Genomic DNA, 16377 nt, shown 5'->3' with positions numbered 1-16377 from the left:
GCGGCTCATGTGCGGCTCAGGGGTTGCTGAAGCGGTCGCCGACCTTGACGCCGTCGGTGATCTGCAGCAGCAGCGCGTAGGAAACCCGCTCGAAGGTCCGGAACACCATCATCAGGCCGTTGCGTTCGCCCGGCAGGCGCAGCTCGGGCTTGTCCGGATCGGTTTTGTCGCGCAGCACCCCGCCTTCCTTGAGCAGGGCCAGCACCTGGCCGGGCTCGACGCCATCGCGCGCGCCGCGGTTGATCGCCACGATCTGGCTCTGGCCCGCGTAGCGCACGGCATTGCCGTAGATCGACACCACCTGCCCCTGCTGCTCGGGATCGGGCGCATGCGGGATGAACACCGGCCACTCGGGCGGCGGCGCGGGCAGCAGGCGGTCGCCGATCCGGACCTCCTCCTTGGCCACGGTGATGTCCACGGTTGCCGGCATGACCTGCTGGCGCGGCTGGCCGTCCGGGCCGGTGCTGACGACGATGTCCTCGGAGCGCGCGAGCTCGGCCTGGCCGACATATTGCGCCTCGTAGCCCAGGATCTCGCCGCTGCCCGGGTCCTTCAGCGCGACCGCGTTGCGGAAGATGCGCAGCAGGCGCGGCGAGCCCGCCTCGAGCCGCAGCGGCAGGCCTTGCGGGCGCTCGCTGTCGCCATACTGGCCGCGGGCATAGGCCCGGTCGCCTTGGCTCAGCAGCACCCGGTTCTCCGGCGTGGCGACCAGCCGGGCCGCACCGGCCAGCGTGCCTTCGTCGACCACCAGGGCCTCGTTCAGGAAGGGCAGGATCTTGTCCAGCGGAATCGGCGGGATCGCCGCCTCGGCCAGGTTCTCGCTGCGCACGCGCGGCGACAGCCTGACCACTGGCAGGTCCTTCTGCTCCAGGCTGAGCCAGGCGCGGCCGTCGGCCTTGTTGAGCACCAGCCACTGGCCCGGGAAGATCAGGTGCGGGTTGCGGATCTGCTGCAGGTTCATGCCCCAGAGCTCGGGCCAGCGCCAGGGCCGCCTGAGGTAGAGCCCCGAGATGTCCCACAGGGTGTCGCCGCGCTTGATCCGATAGCGCTCCGGCGCGTTCGGGCTGAGCTCGGACAGCGGCACGCCGGCCTGCGCCACCCTTTGCGCGGTGCCGCGCTGGCCGGCCGTGATCGGATAGTCCGGGAAGGCCAGTGCCGGAGCTGCTGCCCACAGCAGCGTGAAGCCCGCGGCACCGGCCAGCAGGTCGCGGCGCCCGCCCGCCGGTCGGTCGGGCTTGACGGCCGGCATGGCGGTTTCTCGGGTTTGTGCCTCCTGGCCCGGCCCGGGCTTGCTCGTGGCTGCCATCGCTTCCTCCCTCGGGTGGTTTTTATGCCGATCTTGCCTCCAGTCCCCCCTTCTGGCAAGCGCAAAACCCGCAGCGCCAGACGCGACGCGGAAAAGCCGCGAAAATAGTCACCTTTGCGCTGCGCCTCTGGCGGCGATCTTGCGCCTTCTACCGATATAGCTCCCCATGTCCGATACCGAACTGCTGACCATCCTGCGTTACCCCGATCCGCGCCTGCACACCGTGGCCAAGCCCGTGGCGGCGGTCGATGACGCCATCCGCGCCATGATCGCCCGCATGCTGGCGACCATGTACGACGCGCAGGGCATAGGCCTGGCGGCGACCCAGGTCGACTTCCACCAGCGCCTGGTCGTGATCGACACCAGCGAGGAGCGCAACCAGCCCCTGGTGCTGATCAACCCCGAGATCGAATGGGCCAGCCCGACCAAGCGCCGCGGCGAGGAGGGCTGCCTGTCGGTGCCCGGCATCTACGACGGCGTCGAGCGCTCGATCGCGGTCAAGGTGCGCGCGCTTGATGAAAAGGGCGAAAGCCGGCTGATCGAGGCCGAGGGCCTGCTCGCGGTCTGCATCCAGCACGAGATCGACCATCTCAACGGCAAGGTGTTCGTGCAGCACCTGTCCCAGCTCAAGCGTGACCGCATCAAGGCCAAGCTGGTCAAGGCCGAGCGCGAGGCGAAGCGCTGAGATGGCGAGCCTGAAGGTTGCCTTCGCGGGCACGCCCGAATTCGCCGCGGTGGCGCTGCAGGCGCTGCTGGCCGCCGGCTTCGAGGTGCCGCTGGTGCTGACCCAGCCGGACCGCCCGGCCGGGCGCGGCATGAAGCTGCAGGCCTCGCCGGTCAAGCAGCTGGCGCTCAAGCATGGCATCCCGGTGGCGCAGCCGATGAGCCTCAAGCTCGACGGCAAGTACCCGGAAGATGCAGCGGCTGCGCGCGCAGCGCTGCTGGAGGCCGGTGCCGACGTGCTGGTAGTGGCCGCCTATGGCCTGATCCTGCCACAGTGGACGCTGGAGCTGCCGCGCCTGGGCTGCCTGAACATCCACGCCTCGCTGCTGCCGCGCTGGCGCGGTGCGGCGCCGATCCATCGCGCGATCGAGGCCGGCGACGCCGAGACCGGCATCACCATCATGCAGATGGACCAGGGGCTGGATACTGGCGACATGCTGCTGGTGGAAAAGCTGGTCATCCGTCCCGACGACAGTACCGGTACGCTGCACGACCGGCTCGCCGGACTGGGCGGGCGCCTGATCGTCGAGGCGCTCGAACTGGCGGCCTGCGGCGGCCTGAGCGCCACGCCCCAGCCGGCCGCGGGCGTCAACTACGCGCACAAGATCGAGAAGGCCGAGGCCCTGCTCGACTGGTCGCTCGACGCACAGACGCTGGCGCGCCGGGTGCGTGCCTTCAACCCCTTTCCGGGCGCGGTCACGAGCTGGCAGGGCGAGTCGCTCAAGGTCTGGGCCGCCGTGGCCGAGGGTGAGCAGCCCGCCAGCGCCGATTGCCCCGTGGGCAGCGTGCGCAGCGCCGATGCCGATGGCGTCCTGGTGCAGGCTGGCATTGGCTTGCTGCGCCTGACCGAGCTGCAGCGTGCGGGTGGCAAGCGCCTGCCGGTGGCCGATTTCCTGCGCGGGGTCGCGCTAGCGGCTGGCGACCGCCTGGGCCAGCTACCGGTCTGAGCCCTGGCACTGGGCCGACCCGCGGTCAGGGCGGGCGGCGCTCAGTGGCGCTGCCGGCTCCAGTGCAGCAGCGCTTGTTGCAGCTGCTGCTTCTGCACCGGCTTGGACAGGAATTCATTGACCCCGGCGGCCAGCGCCTGCTCGCGCGCCTCGTTCATCACGTCGGCGCTCAGGGCAATGACCGGAATCTGCCGCTTGTCATCGCTGCGGGCGCGCAGCGCCCGGGTCGCCTCGAGGCCGTCCATCTCGGGCATGTGGATGTCCATCAGGATCAGGTCGAAGTCCCGTTGCTCGACCTGTTCGAGCGCCTCGCGGCCATTGACGGCGAAGCTGGCCCGGTGTCCGAGCCGCTCGAGCAGGGTGCCGATGAAGCTGCGGTTGACCGGGTGGTCCTCGGCCACCAGGATGTCGAGCGCAGGCGCCGCTTCGTTCGGACCGACCGCCGGCAGCGCTGCCGGGCTGGCCGCTGCTAGCTGCTGGACCGCGGGGCCGGGGCAGAGTGGCGTCTCCAGCGTCAGCGTGAAGGTCGAGCCTTGCCCGGCCTGGCTCTCGACGGTGATGTCGCCGCCGATCAGGCGGGCCAGCGTGCGCGAGAGCTCCAGCCCCAGGCCGTTGCCACCGAAGCGCCGGTTCGCGTCCGCCTCGAGCTGGTGGAAGCGCTGGAACAGCTGGGCCAGCCGGGCCGGGTCCATCCCGATGCCGGTATCGCTGACCGCGCAGCGCCAGTGCAGCCGGCCATCTGGCCGGGCCGCGCAGCTCACGCTCAGGGTGATGCGGCCGCTGTCAGTGAACTTGATCGCATTGCCCAGCAGGTGGAACAGGATCTGGCGCACCCGGGTCGGATCGGTCTCGATCCAGCCTGGCCACTGTTGCGGTGCCTCGAACCGGAACTCCAGGCCCTTGTGCCGTGCCTGGCTGGCCATGAGCTGCTGGATGTCCGCGAGCAGTTGGCGCATGTCGACTGGCTCGAGCTGGGTCTTGATCTGGCCCGACTCGAGCGCCGACAGGTCGAGGATGTCGTTGAGCAGGTGCAGCAGATGCTGCGCCGAGTCCTTGGCGGTCTGCATGTGCGTGCGCTGCAACGGGTCGAGCTGGCTGTCCTCGAGCATGCCGAGCATGCCGAGCATGCCGTTGAACGGGGTGCGCAGCTCGTGGCTCATGTTGGCCAGGAAGCGGCTCTTGCTGCGGCTCGCGGCCTCGGCCAGGTCGCGCGCCGTGGCGAGCTCGCCATTGAGCGCCTGCAGCGCGGCCTGTTCCTGCTCCTGGCGCCGCTGGCGCAGCAGCAGGCCGGTCGCCGCCAGCAACAGCAGCAGCAGCTGGGCGCCGACCAGCCACCGGATCTGGGCGCTCTGCGCATTCAGTACCAGCACCTGTTCCTCGATCAACCCGGCGACCACCAGGCTCGAGGCGACCGAGAGGGCCTGGATGTCCGGCCCCAGCTGGTAGAGGTGCTCGAGCAGCGCTTCGAGCGCGGCGCGATGCTGCTGGGCGGTGTTCAGCAAGGGCGTGGCATCGGCGATCAACTGCTCCAGCCGTGGCATCAGCTCCTGGTATTCCGAGCGCAGGCGCAGCTTGAGGGTGCTCGGGTTGTCGCGCAGCAGTTCGACCCGGCTCAGGAAAATCTCGTAGCGCAGCGTGACCGCTTCCCAGTCGGGCGGGTTGCGGCTGCGCAGCGTCAAGGCCAGGTCCGAGCGCAGGCGCAGGAACTCGCGCTCGAGCTGGAAGGTCAGCGCGGTGATCGAGTCGCCCTGGAGCCGGGTCGCTGTTTCGACGGTACGGCTCTGGCGCATCAGCACCGCGAGCATGATCGCGAATGCCACGGCCAGCAGCGCTGCCGTCAGCGACAGTCCGAGCAGGAGGCGGCGATGGCTGGGCAGGCGCATGGACTCATTCAACCTCGATCGCCTTGAGCTGCCAGATCGATCGGCTGTAGTAGAGCGTGCTGCGCAGCTCCTCGTCGCTGTCGTAAGGGTAGACCACGAACAGCGGGCCCTTGCTGCGCACGGGAATCCGTTCGCCATTGACGCGCAGGGCCAGCAGCATGTCGAAGCGCTGGGTATCGGAGACCGGGATGCTGACCTTGTAGTCGTTGAGCGCAATCGCCTTGAGCTGGCTGCCCTGGGCCTTGACCGAGGCCAGCACCTCGCGCAGCAGCGGACCGGTGAACTGGAGCGGCTTGTCCTGCCAGGGCGTCTGGGTCGTGAAGCTGCGCTGTGGCAGCGCCTCCAGCCGGGCCAGGTCGAAGGCGACCGGCACACCCGGCGGCACGGCGCCTATCCTGCCGCTGATCGTCAGCACCGTCTTGCCGGGTGGCGTGGCTTCCTGGGCCAGTCCAGGCCAGGTCAGCAGCAGGCAGCAGCCTGCCAGCAACAGGCCCAGCACGGGTCGGCGCGATCCGGCTTGGTGCATGATTGTCCCCATCGATTGCTTGTTTTCATGGTGGCGCTCATGGCGCCGCTTGTGCCTGTGCCGCACGGGCGGCGAACTCGGCGCGCAGTGCGCGCAACTTCTCGCGCGGGTCTTCCTTGACCGTCGCCTGGTCCAGCCCCATCTCCTCGATGAAGCGGCTCGGCTGGCCCGGAACCATCTCGCGCCCCTTCTTGCGCCGCTTGAGCCAGCTCACCACCAGGGTCTGCTGGGCGCGCGTGATGCCGACATACATCAGCCGTCGCTCTTCCTGGATGCGCAAGGCCAGCGCCGCGCCGTCGCCATCGTCGTCGGGCTTGAAGGGCAGCAGGCCTTCGTTGACCCCGGCCAGGATCACATGCGGCCATTCCAGGCCCTTGGAGGCGTGCAGGGTCGACAGTGTGACCTGGTCGGCCTCTTGCTCGCGCTCCGAGATGGTGGAGATCAGCGCGATGGTCTGCGCGACTTCCAGCATCGACCTGACCTCGCGCTCGGTCGTGATGCCGCCGCTGTCGTCGATCTGGCCGCCGCAGCGCTGCGCCACCCAGTCGCAGAAGTCGATCACGTTGCCCCAGCGCGCGGCGGCAGCCTTCTCGCTGTCCTCGCTGTCGTAGAGGTATTGCTCGTAGCCGATGTCCTTGAGCCAGTCGCTCAGGAAGGCCTTGGCCGCCTCGGCGCCGCGGGTCTGGCGCGCACGGTGCTCGAGGTCGTTGAGGTAGCGGCCAAACTCGTGCAGTCCGGCCAGCGCGCGCGCGTTGACCGCCGCCGCCAGCGAATGCGAAAAGAGGGATTCGAACAGGCTGAGCTTGTACTGGGTCGCGAAGGCGCCGAGCTGTGCCAGCGTCTGGTGGCCGATGCCGCGCTTCGGGGTCGTGATCGTGCGCAGGAAGGCCGGATCGTCATTGTTGTTGACCAGCAGCCGCAGCCAGGCGCACAGGTCCTTGATCTCGGCCCGATCGAAGAAGCTCTGCCCCCCCGACACCTTGTACGGGATCTGCGCCCGGCGCAAGGCAGTCTCGAGCGCGCGCGCCTGGTGGTTGGCGCGGTACAGGATCGCGAAGTCCTTGAAGGCCTTGTGCTTGTGGTTGGCGCGCAGGCTCTGGATGCGGGCCACGGCGCGCTCGGCCTCGTGGTCCTCCTGGTCGCAGGCGGTCACGCGCACCGGCTCGCCCTCGCCGAGCTCGCTCCAGAGCGTCTTCGGGAACAGCTTGGGATTCGGGCCGATCACGTTGTTGGCCGCGCGCAGGATGGCACTGGTCGAGCGGTAGTTCTGCTCGAGCTTGATCACGCGCAGCTCGGGATAGTCCTGCGGCAGCTTCTTGAGGTTGTCCAGCGTCGCGCCGCGCCAGCCGTAGATCGACTGGTCGTCGTCGCCCACCGCGGTGAAGCGGCCGCGCTCGCCGACCAGCAATTTCAGCAGCTCGTACTGGGTCGCGTTGGTGTCCTGGTATTCGTCGACCAGCACATGGCCGAGCTTCTTCTGCCATTTCTCGCGCACCTCGGCATGCTCGCGCAGCAGTTTCAGTGGCAGCGCGATCAGGTCGTCGAAGTCCACGCTCTGGTAGGCGGCCAGTCGCTCCTGGTAGCGCGCCATCACCAGCGCGATCACGCGCTCGTTCTCGTCACTGGCCTGGGCTAGCGCCTGTTCGGCGTTCAGGCCGGCGCCCTTCCAGCCGCTGATGGTCCATTGCCACTGGCGCGCGGTCGCGCTGTCGGTGGTGCCGCCGCAGTCCTTCAGGATGCTGGTGATGTCATCGGTGTCGAGGATGGAGAACTGGCTTTTCAGCCCGAGCGCCTTGCCGTCCTCGCGCAGCAGCCGCACCCCGAGCGAGTGGAAGGTGCAGATCAGCACGTCCTTGGCCGCCTTGCCGACCAGCTGGCGCGCGCGCTCGCGCATCTCGGCCGCCGCCTTGTTGGTGAAGGTGATGGCCGCGATCCGGTTCGCCGCCAGCCCGGCCTGGATCAGCCGTCCGATCTTGTGCGTGATCACCCGCGTCTTGCCCGAGCCGGCGCCTGCCAGCACCAGGCAGGGGCCGCCGAGGTGATTCACGGCATCGAGTTGGGCGATGTTCAGTCCGGCTGACATGGGGTGGGGCGCATGAAAAGGCTCTCAATGATAAAGGTAGAGCAGTTTTTTCGCTTCTGGTTGCCGTTTCATGTGTCGATTTCGTCCCCGCTCCAGCCTATGTGTGGCAGCCGCGCTTCAGATCGCCTGCGGATCGACGTCGATGGCCCAGCGCAGCACGCCCTTGGCCTCGGGCCGGCTGCGCGCGAGCTGCAGCTGCTCCTGCCAGGCCGCCAGGAAGGCCTGCAGCGCCGGTCGCGAATCGCTCTCGATCAGCATCTGCGCGCGCTCGATGTTGGCCACGCGCTGGATCGCCATCGGCACCGCCGGGTAGAGCGTCAGGTGTTCGCGCCCGGGCAGCGCCTCGCCGGCCTGAGCTGCCAGGTTCAGCAGTGCCTGCGCTGCCTCCTGGGTGCGCGCTTCGGCACGCACCAGCGCCTGGAAGGAGTAGGGCGGCATCAGCGCCTCTTCACGTTCCTGCAGCTGCTGCGCGGCGAAGGCCGGGTAGTCATGCTGGGCCAGGGCTGCGAACAGCGGATGCTCGGGGTACCAGGTCTGGACCCAGAGCTCGACCGCCGTGCCCTGGCTGGCGACGAAGCTGGCATCGCGTCCGGCCCGGCCCGCGGCCTGCAGCAGCAGGGCGAACAGCCGCTCGGGCGCCCGGTAGTCGCTCGCGAACAGGCCGCCGTCGGCGTTGACGCTCGCGACCAGCGTGATGCGGCGGAAGTCATGGCCCTTGGCGATCATCTGGGTGCCGACCAGCACGTCGAACTCGCCCTCGTGCATGCCGGCGAGCTGCTGCTCCAGGCTGCCCTTGGCGCGCGTGCTGTCGGCGTCCAGCCGCAGCACCCGGATCGGCCCGCCATCGGCGCGCCGGGCATCGGCCAGCAGGCCGGCGATCTGTTCCTCGAGCTGCTCGGTGCCACGCCCGACCGGCGCGATGTCGAGGTTGCCGCAGTCCGGGCAGGCATAGGGCACGCGCGCACTGTGGCCGCAGTGGTGGCAGCGCAGCGTGCGGTCGATCTTGTGGAACACCGCATGCGCGCTGCAGTGCGGGCAGTCGCTCTTCCAGCCGCAGGCGTGGCAGGCCAGCACCGGCGCGTAGCCACGGCGATTCAGCAGGATCATGCTCTGCTCGCCGCGTGCGGCGCGCTCGGCGATCGATTCCAGCAGCGCTGGTGCCAGCACGCATTGCTTGGGCTGGTGGTTCATGTTGACCAGCCGCAGCCTGGGCAGCGCGCCGCCGCCGATGCGCTGCGGCATCTCGAGCTTGAGATAGCGGCCGATCTCGGCTGCGCGCCAGCTCTCGAGCGAGGGCGTGGCCGAGCCCAGCAGCACGCGGCAATGCCCGGGCGATCGGCCCTCGCTCTCGCGCTTGGCCCGGTAGATCGCGAGGTCGCGCGCCGAGTAGCGCGCGCCTTCCTGGCTCTTGTAGCTCGGGTCATGCTCCTCGTCGACCACGATCAGGCGCAACTGCGGCAGGCTGGCAAAAATCGCCATCCGGGTGCCGAGCAGGATGCGCGCCCGGCCCTGGTGCGCCAGCAGCCAGTGGTCTAGCCGCTGCGCCGGCGTCAGCCCGCTGTGCAGCGCGACCACGCCCCAGCGCGCGAAGCGCTCCCGGAAGCGGGCCTCGAGCTGCGGCGTCAGGTTGATCTCGGGCACCATGACCAGGGCCTGGGCCTGCGGGTCCTGCTCGAGCAGTTCCTGCACCGCGCGCAGATAGACCTCGGTCTTGCCGCTGCCGGTGGTGCCGAACAGCAGCGCCGGCCGATCGTCGGCCTGGAAGCGCTGCAGCGCGACGGCCTGTTCCGGGCTGAGCTCGGGCGGGGCGCTGTTGTCCGCTGCGGATTCCGCCGCCGGCGCCCCGGCGTTCGAGTTTGCGGCATCAGGCTGGTGCCCGCCCTTCGTGCTGCTGCCCGCCGCCTTGGCCAGCCGCTTGAGCTTGCGCGCGAGCTGCTCGGCTTGCAGATCGCGCAACTGCGGCGGCAGCGCGGCCAGCGCGACCTCCCCCAGGCTGCGCTGGTAGTAGCGCGCGGCAAAGCTCGCCAGCCCGCGCCAGGCGGCGTCGAGCGGCGGGATCGCATCGAACACCTGCAGCACTGCGCGCGCCTGTCCGGGCTCCAGTCCTTCCAGACTCAGACCGGGCGCCTCCCAGACCAGGCCCAGCACCTCGCGCTGGCCCAGCGGCACCCGCACCAGGGTTCCTGGCTCCAGCGGGCGCTCATGCACATAGGTCAGCGCCGGGCCCAGGCCGCTGTAGGCGGGCGTGGTCACGACCACCGCCAGCGGGGTCAGCGACAGGTTCGGGTCGCCAGCATCAGCCATTCATCGAGACCGGAAATTGGCTGCCGACCTGCCGCTGTCGCGTAGGCGGAATTTCTGTGGATAACTTTGTTGGCAACCGGTGCGGGTGAACTGGACATTTGCCCCTGCTGCTTGGCCTTCTGGCCCGGAGTCCGTCCATGGGCTGGAGAAAAAATCCAATATTTACAAAGGCTTGAAGATTTCTTCTCGCCGGACTCAGCCAGCTGGCGGGCACCAGGATTGTCCCCTGACGCTGCGACCAAACTGTGCAAAAGCCCGTTTTCCACATCGGATTTCGTCGCTTCAGCCGCGCGCGCGCATCAGGCGCGAATGCGCATGCACGGTATCGACCAGCACCTTGACGATCTCGGGTGGCGTATGCTGGCTGATGCCGTGGCCCAGGTTGAACACATGGGTCGGGCCGGTCGTGTCGCGGTCGGTATGCGGCGTGCCGAAGCTCTCCAGCACGCGCACGGCCTCGGCAGCCACCTGCTCGGGATCGGCGAACAGCACATTCGGGTCCAGGTTGCCCTGCAAGGCCTTGCCCGGTCCACCGACCTGGCCGCCGACCCGGGCGCGCGCCTGCGCCAGGTTCACCGTCCAGTCCAGGCCCAGCACGTCACAGTCCAGGCTGTTCATGTCGTCCAGCCATAGGCCACCGCCCTTGGTGAACACGATGCGCGGGATGCGCTGGCCATTGAACTCCTTGGGCAGCTGGTCCAGCACCCGCCTGGTATAGGCCAGGCTGAACTGCTGGAAATTGCCATCGGCCAGCACGCCGCCCCAGCTGTCGAAGATCATCACGGCCTGGGCACCGGACTCGATCTGGGTGCGCAGGTAGAGCGCGACCGCGTCGGCATTGACCTCGAGCAGGCGACGCATCAGGTCGGGGCGCTGGTACATCAGCGTCTTGACCTGGCGGTAGTCGTCCGAGCCGCCGCCCTCGACCATGTAGCAGGCCAGCGTCCAGGGGCTGCCCGAGAAGCCGATCAGCGGCACCCGGCCGTTGAGCGCGCGGCGGATCGAGGTCACCGCATCGAACACGTAGCGCAGCTTGTCCATGTCCGGCACGGCCAGCGCGGCGATATCGGCCTCGGTGCGCACCGTCTTGGCGAACTTGGGGCCTTCGCCGAGCGCAAAGCTCAGGCCTAGTCCCATCGCGTCGGGCACCGTCAGGATGTCGCTGAACAGGATCGCTGCGTCGAGCTCGTAGCGCTCGAGCGGTTGCAGCGTGACCTCGGTGGCGTAGTCGACGTTGGTCGCCAGTCCCATGAAGCTGCCGGCCTGGGCGCGCGTGGCGCGGTACTCGGGCAGGTAGCGCCCGGCCTGGCGCATCAGCCAGATCGGGGTGTGGTCGGTGGCCTGGCGCAGGCAGGCGCGCAGGAAGCTGTCGTTTTGCAGCGGGGCAAAGCTGCCGGGGGTCGCGTTCGTGCTCATCCCGACATTGTCGCAGCAGCGCTGCCAGCCGGCCGGCCTCCCGCTCCCGAGATCGCGCAGGACTTGATCGATCGCAAACGGCTCAGCGTCGACCCAAGGCCTCGATCACCTCGGCGCGGCTCGGCAGTTCGGACAGCAGCCTGGGCGCCTGGCCGGGCAGGTAGAGCGCGTAGGTCGGCACGCCATTGCGCCCGATCGCCGCCAATGCCTGGGTCACTGCCGGGTCGCGCCGGGTCCAGTCGGCGCGCAACAGCACCACCCCCGCGTCGGCCAGATGGGCCAGCAAGTCCCGGTCGGCCAGCACCGTGCCCTTGTTGTACTGGCAGGTCACGCACCAGGCTGCGGTGTAGTCCACCAACACCGGCTGGCCGCTCGTTTGCAACTGAGCCAGGCGCTCGGGCGTCCAGCCGTGCCAGTTCCGGTCGGCAGTCGGCAGCGCGGATGCCGTCGTCGCCTGCGCCGGCTCATTCAGCGGAGTCCAGATCCGTCCCCCCGCTTGCCAGAGCCAGCCCAGCAGTCCGGCCAGCAGCAGCGGCGCGAGCCAGCGGCGGGTCTTGCCGCGTCGGCTGATTGCCCAGGCCAGCCAGGCCAGCAGCAGCAGCGCCAGCAGCAGCGTCGCCGCGCCATCGATGCCGGTCTGCTGACCCAGCACCCAGAGCAGCCAGACCACGGTCGCGAGCATCGGGAAAGCCATGAACTGGCGCAGCGTCTCCATCCAGGCGCCGGGCCTTGGCAGCGCATGGGCGACCCAGGGGAAGAAGCTGGCTGCCAGATAGGGCAGCGCCATCCCGATGCCGATGGCCGCGAAGACGGACAAGGCCTGTGCCGCCGGCAGGCCGATCGCCAGTCCCAGCGAGGCCCCCATGAAGGGTGCCGTGCAGGGCGACGCCACCGCCACTGCCAGCACGCCGGTCAGGAAGGCATCCGCCAGCGGATGGCGCAACTGCAGCCCGGCCAGCGAGGCCGGCAGCAGGCGGCCGAAATCGAACAGCCCGGCCAGGTTCAGTCCGATCACGGTGAACAGCAGTGCCAGCCCGGCCACCACCGCCGGGTTCTGCAGCTGGAAGCCCCAGCCCAGCTGTTCGCCCGCTGCCCGCAGCAGCAGCAGCAGGCCGCCCAGCGCCAGGAAGGACAGCAGCACGCCCGCCGTGTAGGCCAGCCCGGCCCGGCGGTGCGCACGCCGGTCATCGGCATGGCGTGCGAAGGCTATTACCTTGATCGCGAGCACGGGAAACACGCAGGGCATCAGGTTCAGGATCAGACCGCCCGCCAGCGCACCGAGCAAGGCGGCCCACAGGCCGATGCGGCCCGTCGTTGCGGAATTGCTGCTGGCGCTTGTATCTTGAGGCGCTTGCGCCAGCGCCTGCTTCAGTGCCTCCGGGATTTCGCTGCGCGCGGCGGCGGCCGGCCACTTGCCTTGCACCGGCACTTCCATCCGCACCCCGGCCGGCGATTCGGCCTTGCCTGCCAGCGCCACGACCAGCGCCACCTGGCTCGGCCCCTCGCTGCGCTCCGGTGACAGCGGCAGGCGCGCGCTCCATTGCGCACCGTTCCAGGCCTGGGTCCAGGGTGCGCCCGGTGCGATCAGCCCGGCCGTCTCGGGAAATATCTCCAGCGACTGGCCGCGCCAAGCCGCCGGCAATCCGTCCAGGCTGACTTGCAGGGATTTTTCGTCGGGCTGCAGCCGGCTGCTCGCCGCTGCCTGGGCGCGCGGCGCCGCGTCCCAGGCCTGCTGGAACAGGCTCGCATGCTGGGCCGTCGAGCCCTGGCTTGGAATCCGGAGCTGGAAATGCCCTTCCTCCGGGATGCATTCCTGGCGGCAGACCAGCCAGTTCGCCTGCAGCTTCACGACCAGCGCCTCGCCCTGGAATTCGGGGCCGACTTGCAGCGGCACCGGCAGCAACACCGTGCCGTCATAGCCGTAGTTGGCCAGTTCGCCGAGCGGGAACTTGCGCGGCGTCGGCCAGGCGATCTCGCCGGCCGTCACGCCAGCCGGCAGGGTCCAGCGCAGCTCGGTCGGCAGCCCCGAGTCGCCCGCGTTCTTCCAGTAGCTGTGCCAGTGCGGCGTATGCTGCAGTTGCAGCCCCAGCCAGAGCGGCTTGCCCGCGGTCACTCCCTCCGGGGCATGGACCAGCAGCTCGGCCCTCACCTGCTCGGTCTTGACGATGCCGCCCCCGGTCAGGTCCAGCGCCCAGCTGGGCCAGGACAGGGTACACAGCAGGGCGAACAGCAGTCGGGCGATCCAGTGACGCATCGTGAAGCAAGCAGGTAAGGGGAGATCGGGGCTGGGCAGATGCCGCAGTCCCGGCACCGCATTGTGCAGGACCGCTCCAATCCCTGTCCGGCTTAAGATCTCGCCATGCCCGATTCCCTTCCTGTCCTGCGCCGCTGGGCCGACCTCTGCACCACCGATTTCCCCAGCCTCGATCCCGAGCGCAGCGTCGCCTTGTTGCCGGTCGCCGCGATCGAGCAGCACGGCCCGCATCTGCCGCTGTCGGTCGATGCCGACCTGGTCGACGGGGTGTTGGCGGCCGCTGGCCCGCACCTGCCGGCGACTTGCCCGGCCTATGTGCTGCCAACCCAGTCGGTCGGCCTCAGTCCCGAGCACCAGCGCTTTCCCGGCACCCTCACGCTGCGGCCCGAGACCGTGCTGCGGCTGTGGACCGATATCGGTGAGTCGGTCGCGCGCGCTGGCGTGCGCAAGCTGCTGATCTTCAACAGCCACGGCGGCCATGCCGGTATCATGGACCTGGTCGCGCGCGACCTGCGCACCCGCCTGGACATGCTGGTCTACAGCGCGAGCTGGTTCAACCTGCCCCTGCTCGACGAGCAGGGCCATGACCTCAACACCCGCTTCAGCGCCGCCGAGCACCGCTTCGGCATCCATGCCGGCCAGGTCGAGACCTCGATGATGCTCGCGCTCAAGCCCGAACTCGTGCGCATGGACCGGGCCCGCGACTTCCCGTCCACCTCGCAACAGCGCGCCGCCCAGTACCCGATCCTGGGCAACGGCCGCAGCGCCAAGCTGGCCTGGCAGATGCAGGACTACCACCCGCAGGGCGCGGTCGGCAACGCCGCGCTGGCCGATGCCGCGACCGGGCGGGCACTGGTCGAAGCCGCCGGGCGCTCGCTGGCCCAGCTGCTGCAGGAGCTCAGCGAGTTGCCGCTCTCCACCCTGGTGGACCTGCCCGACCTGCAGCCCTGAGCGCTCAGACCCCGCCGAGCTGCTCCCAGCGCTCCAGCGCCGTCATCAGTGCCTCTTCGATCTCGCCGTGGCGTGCCGACAGCAAGGCAGCCTTGGCCGGTTCGTTCGCATACAGCTGGCCGTCGGCCAGTGCCTGGTCGATCTGCTGCTGCTCCTGCTCCAGCGCCTCGATCTGTGCCGGCAGCGCCTCGAGCTCGCGCTGTTCCTTGTAGCTCAGCTTGCGCTTGACCTGAGGCGTGACGCTGGGCGCCGGTGCCGCCGCAGGCGCTGCCGCCGTTGCCTGTCCCTTGGCCGCCGGCGTCTTCTCGCCCAGCTTGCCGGAAGAGGTCTTGGCGCCCCACGGCGATCCGGCCACTGCGCCCTGCGCCCGCGCCGCCTGCGTCAGCCAGTCCTGCACGCTGCCCTCGTACTCGCGCCACAGGCCGTCGCCCTCGAACACGATCGTGCTCGTGACCACGTTGTCGAGGAAGCGCCGGTCGTGGCTGACCAGGAACACCGTGCCCTCGTACTCGGCCAGCAGGCCTTCGAGCAGCTCCAGCGTGTCGATGTCGAGGTCGTTGGTCGGCTCGTCGAGCACCAGCACGTTGGCCGGGCGCGCGAACAGGCGCGCCAGCAGCAGCCGGTTGCGCTCGCCACCCGACAGCGTACGCACCGGCGCATGCGCGCGCGCCGGCGAGAACAGGAAGTCGCTCAGATAGCTCTTGACATGGGTGCGGCGGCCATTGATCTCGACCCACTCGCTGCCCGGGCTGATGAAATCCTCCAGCGTCGCATCCAGGTCGAGCTGGTCCCGCATCTGGTCGAAATAGGCCACCTGCATCTGCGTGCCGCGCTTGACCGTGCCCTCGTCGGGCTCCAGCTGCCCCAGGATCAATTTCAGCAGCGTGGTCTTGCCGGCGCCGTTCGGGCCGATCAGTCCCACCTTGTCGCCGCGCAGGATGGTGGCGGTGAAGTTCTTCACGATGGTCTTGCGCGAATCGCCCTCGCCGAACCACTTGCTCGCGTTCTCCAGCTCCGCCACCAGCTTGCCGCTCGGCGCGCCGCTGCTGACCTCCATGCGCACCCGGCCGACGGCCTCGCGCCGCTGCGCCCGCTGCGAGCGCAGCACCGACAGCCGCTCGATGCGCGCCTGTGCCCGCGTGCGCCGCGCCTCGACCCCCTTGCGGATCCAGATCTCCTCCTGGGCCAGTAGCTTGTCGGCCTTGGCGTTGATCACTGCCTCCTGCGCGAGCTGCTCCTCCTTCAGCACCTGGTATTGGCTGAAATTGCCCGCATAGCTCATCAGTCGGCCGCGATCGAGCTCGACCGTCCGCGTCGTGACCCGGTCCAGGAAGGCTCGGTCGTGGCTGATCACCACCACGCTGCCCTTGAAGCCCAGCAGCAGCTCCTCGAGCCAGCCGATCGCGTCGAGGTCGAGGTGGTTGGTCGGCTCGTCGAGCAGCAGCACATCAGGCTGGCTGACCAGGGCTTGCGCCAAGGCCACCCGCTTCTTGAGCCCGCCCGACAGCTCGCCGACCCGGGTCGAGCCATCGAGTTGCAGCTTGTCCAGCGTCTGTTCGACCCGCTGCTCCCAGTTCCAGGCATCGAGCGCCTCGATCTCGTTTTGCAGCGCATCGAGATCGACTCCCGGCGCGTGCTCCAGATACTGCTCGCGCACCCACTTGGCGCGTGCCAGTCCCTCGCTCGTGACCTCGAACACGCTGGCATCGCCATCGAGCAGCGGTTCCTGCGCCACATAGGCCTGGCGCAAGCCGTTCTGAGTCTGGACCAGGCCATCGTCGGGCTTTTCGAGCCCCGCCAATATCTTGAGCAGCGACGACTTGCCGGTGCCGTTGCGGCCCACCAGGCCGACGCGCTCCTGCGTTTCGAGGGAGAAGTCCTGGTGATCCAGCAGGGGCACATGCCCGAACGCCAGCGATACCTGATTGAGAGTGATCAAAGCCATGTGAGGGATTATCCGCCTGCCCAGCCCCAGCCCCAGCCC

General features: G+C 69.1%; 11 protein-coding genes. 3 read left to right on the top strand and 8 right to left on the bottom strand.

Features of this window, described 5'->3' with window-relative positions:
- Positions 1-16: 16 nt before the first annotated feature.
- The gene (locus C6P64_RS02770) at positions 17-1249 is read right to left on the bottom strand and encodes a LysM peptidoglycan-binding domain-containing protein (protein ID WP_105747070.1); all 1233 of its coding nucleotides are present in this window, start codon (positions 1247-1249) and stop codon (positions 17-19) included.
- Positions 1250-1472: 223 nt separating this feature from the next.
- On the opposite strand from C6P64_RS02770, the gene def reads away from it, so the two are divergent.
- A complete protein-coding gene (gene def / locus C6P64_RS02765; protein WP_105747069.1) occupies positions 1473-1991 on the top strand; it encodes a peptide deformylase in 519 nt (172 codons plus the stop codon).
- Positions 1992-2001: 10 nt separating this feature from the next.
- Entirely contained in the window at positions 2002-2976 is a 975-nt protein-coding gene (gene fmt / locus C6P64_RS02760) for a methionyl-tRNA formyltransferase (protein WP_105747157.1), read from the top strand.
- A gap of 41 nt (positions 2977-3017) precedes the next feature.
- Here fmt and C6P64_RS02755 read toward each other — a convergent pair whose 3' ends face one another.
- From C6P64_RS02755 to C6P64_RS02730, 6 genes are all read right to left on the bottom strand, one after another.
- Entirely contained in the window at positions 3018-4859 is a 1842-nt protein-coding gene (locus tag C6P64_RS02755; protein WP_105747068.1) for a response regulator, read from the bottom strand.
- 4 nt (positions 4860-4863) lie between these two features.
- Complete coding sequence (locus tag C6P64_RS02750) at positions 4864-5385, bottom strand: putative pterin-binding protein (protein ID WP_146115850.1); 522 nt, start codon at positions 5383-5385, stop codon at positions 4864-4866.
- Positions 5386-5422: 37 nt separating this feature from the next.
- Positions 5423-7468, bottom strand: a complete 2046-nt coding sequence (locus C6P64_RS02745; protein ID WP_105747066.1) for an ATP-dependent helicase — start codon at positions 7466-7468, stop codon at positions 5423-5425.
- A gap of 117 nt (positions 7469-7585) precedes the next feature.
- The gene (gene priA, locus C6P64_RS02740; RefSeq protein WP_211296784.1) at positions 7586-9772 is read right to left on the bottom strand and encodes a replication restart helicase PriA; all 2187 of its coding nucleotides are present in this window, start codon (positions 9770-9772) and stop codon (positions 7586-7588) included.
- A 282-nt stretch (positions 9773-10054) separates the two neighbouring features.
- Complete coding sequence (gene hemE / locus C6P64_RS02735) at positions 10055-11188, bottom strand: uroporphyrinogen decarboxylase (RefSeq protein ID WP_105747065.1); 1134 nt, start codon at positions 11186-11188, stop codon at positions 10055-10057.
- An 82-nt stretch (positions 11189-11270) separates the two neighbouring features.
- Positions 11271-13442: a protein-disulfide reductase DsbD family protein gene (locus C6P64_RS02730; RefSeq protein WP_105747064.1), complete on the bottom strand. Its 2172-nt coding sequence runs from the start codon at positions 13440-13442 to the stop codon at positions 11271-11273.
- Positions 13443-13547: 105 nt separating this feature from the next.
- Here C6P64_RS02730 and C6P64_RS02725 point away from each other — a divergent pair, with 105 nt between their 5' ends.
- Positions 13548-14393, top strand: coding sequence for a creatininase family protein (locus C6P64_RS02725; protein WP_105747063.1), 846 nt, complete (start codon positions 13548-13550; stop codon positions 14391-14393).
- Between the two features lie 4 nt (positions 14394-14397).
- Here the strand turns inward: C6P64_RS02725 and C6P64_RS02720 are convergent, their stop codons facing one another.
- The gene (locus C6P64_RS02720; RefSeq protein WP_105747062.1) at positions 14398-16338 is read right to left on the bottom strand and encodes an ATP-binding cassette domain-containing protein; all 1941 of its coding nucleotides are present in this window, start codon (positions 16336-16338) and stop codon (positions 14398-14400) included.
- Positions 16339-16377: the final 39 nt, after the last annotated feature.

The sequence above is a fragment of the Malikia granosa genome (assembly GCF_002980595.1).
Classification (GTDB): Bacteria; Pseudomonadota; Gammaproteobacteria; order Burkholderiales; family Burkholderiaceae_C; genus Malikia; species Malikia granosa.
The sequence above is the reverse complement of the archived record's forward strand: the minus strand, read 5'-3'. Positions and strand labels throughout refer to the sequence as shown.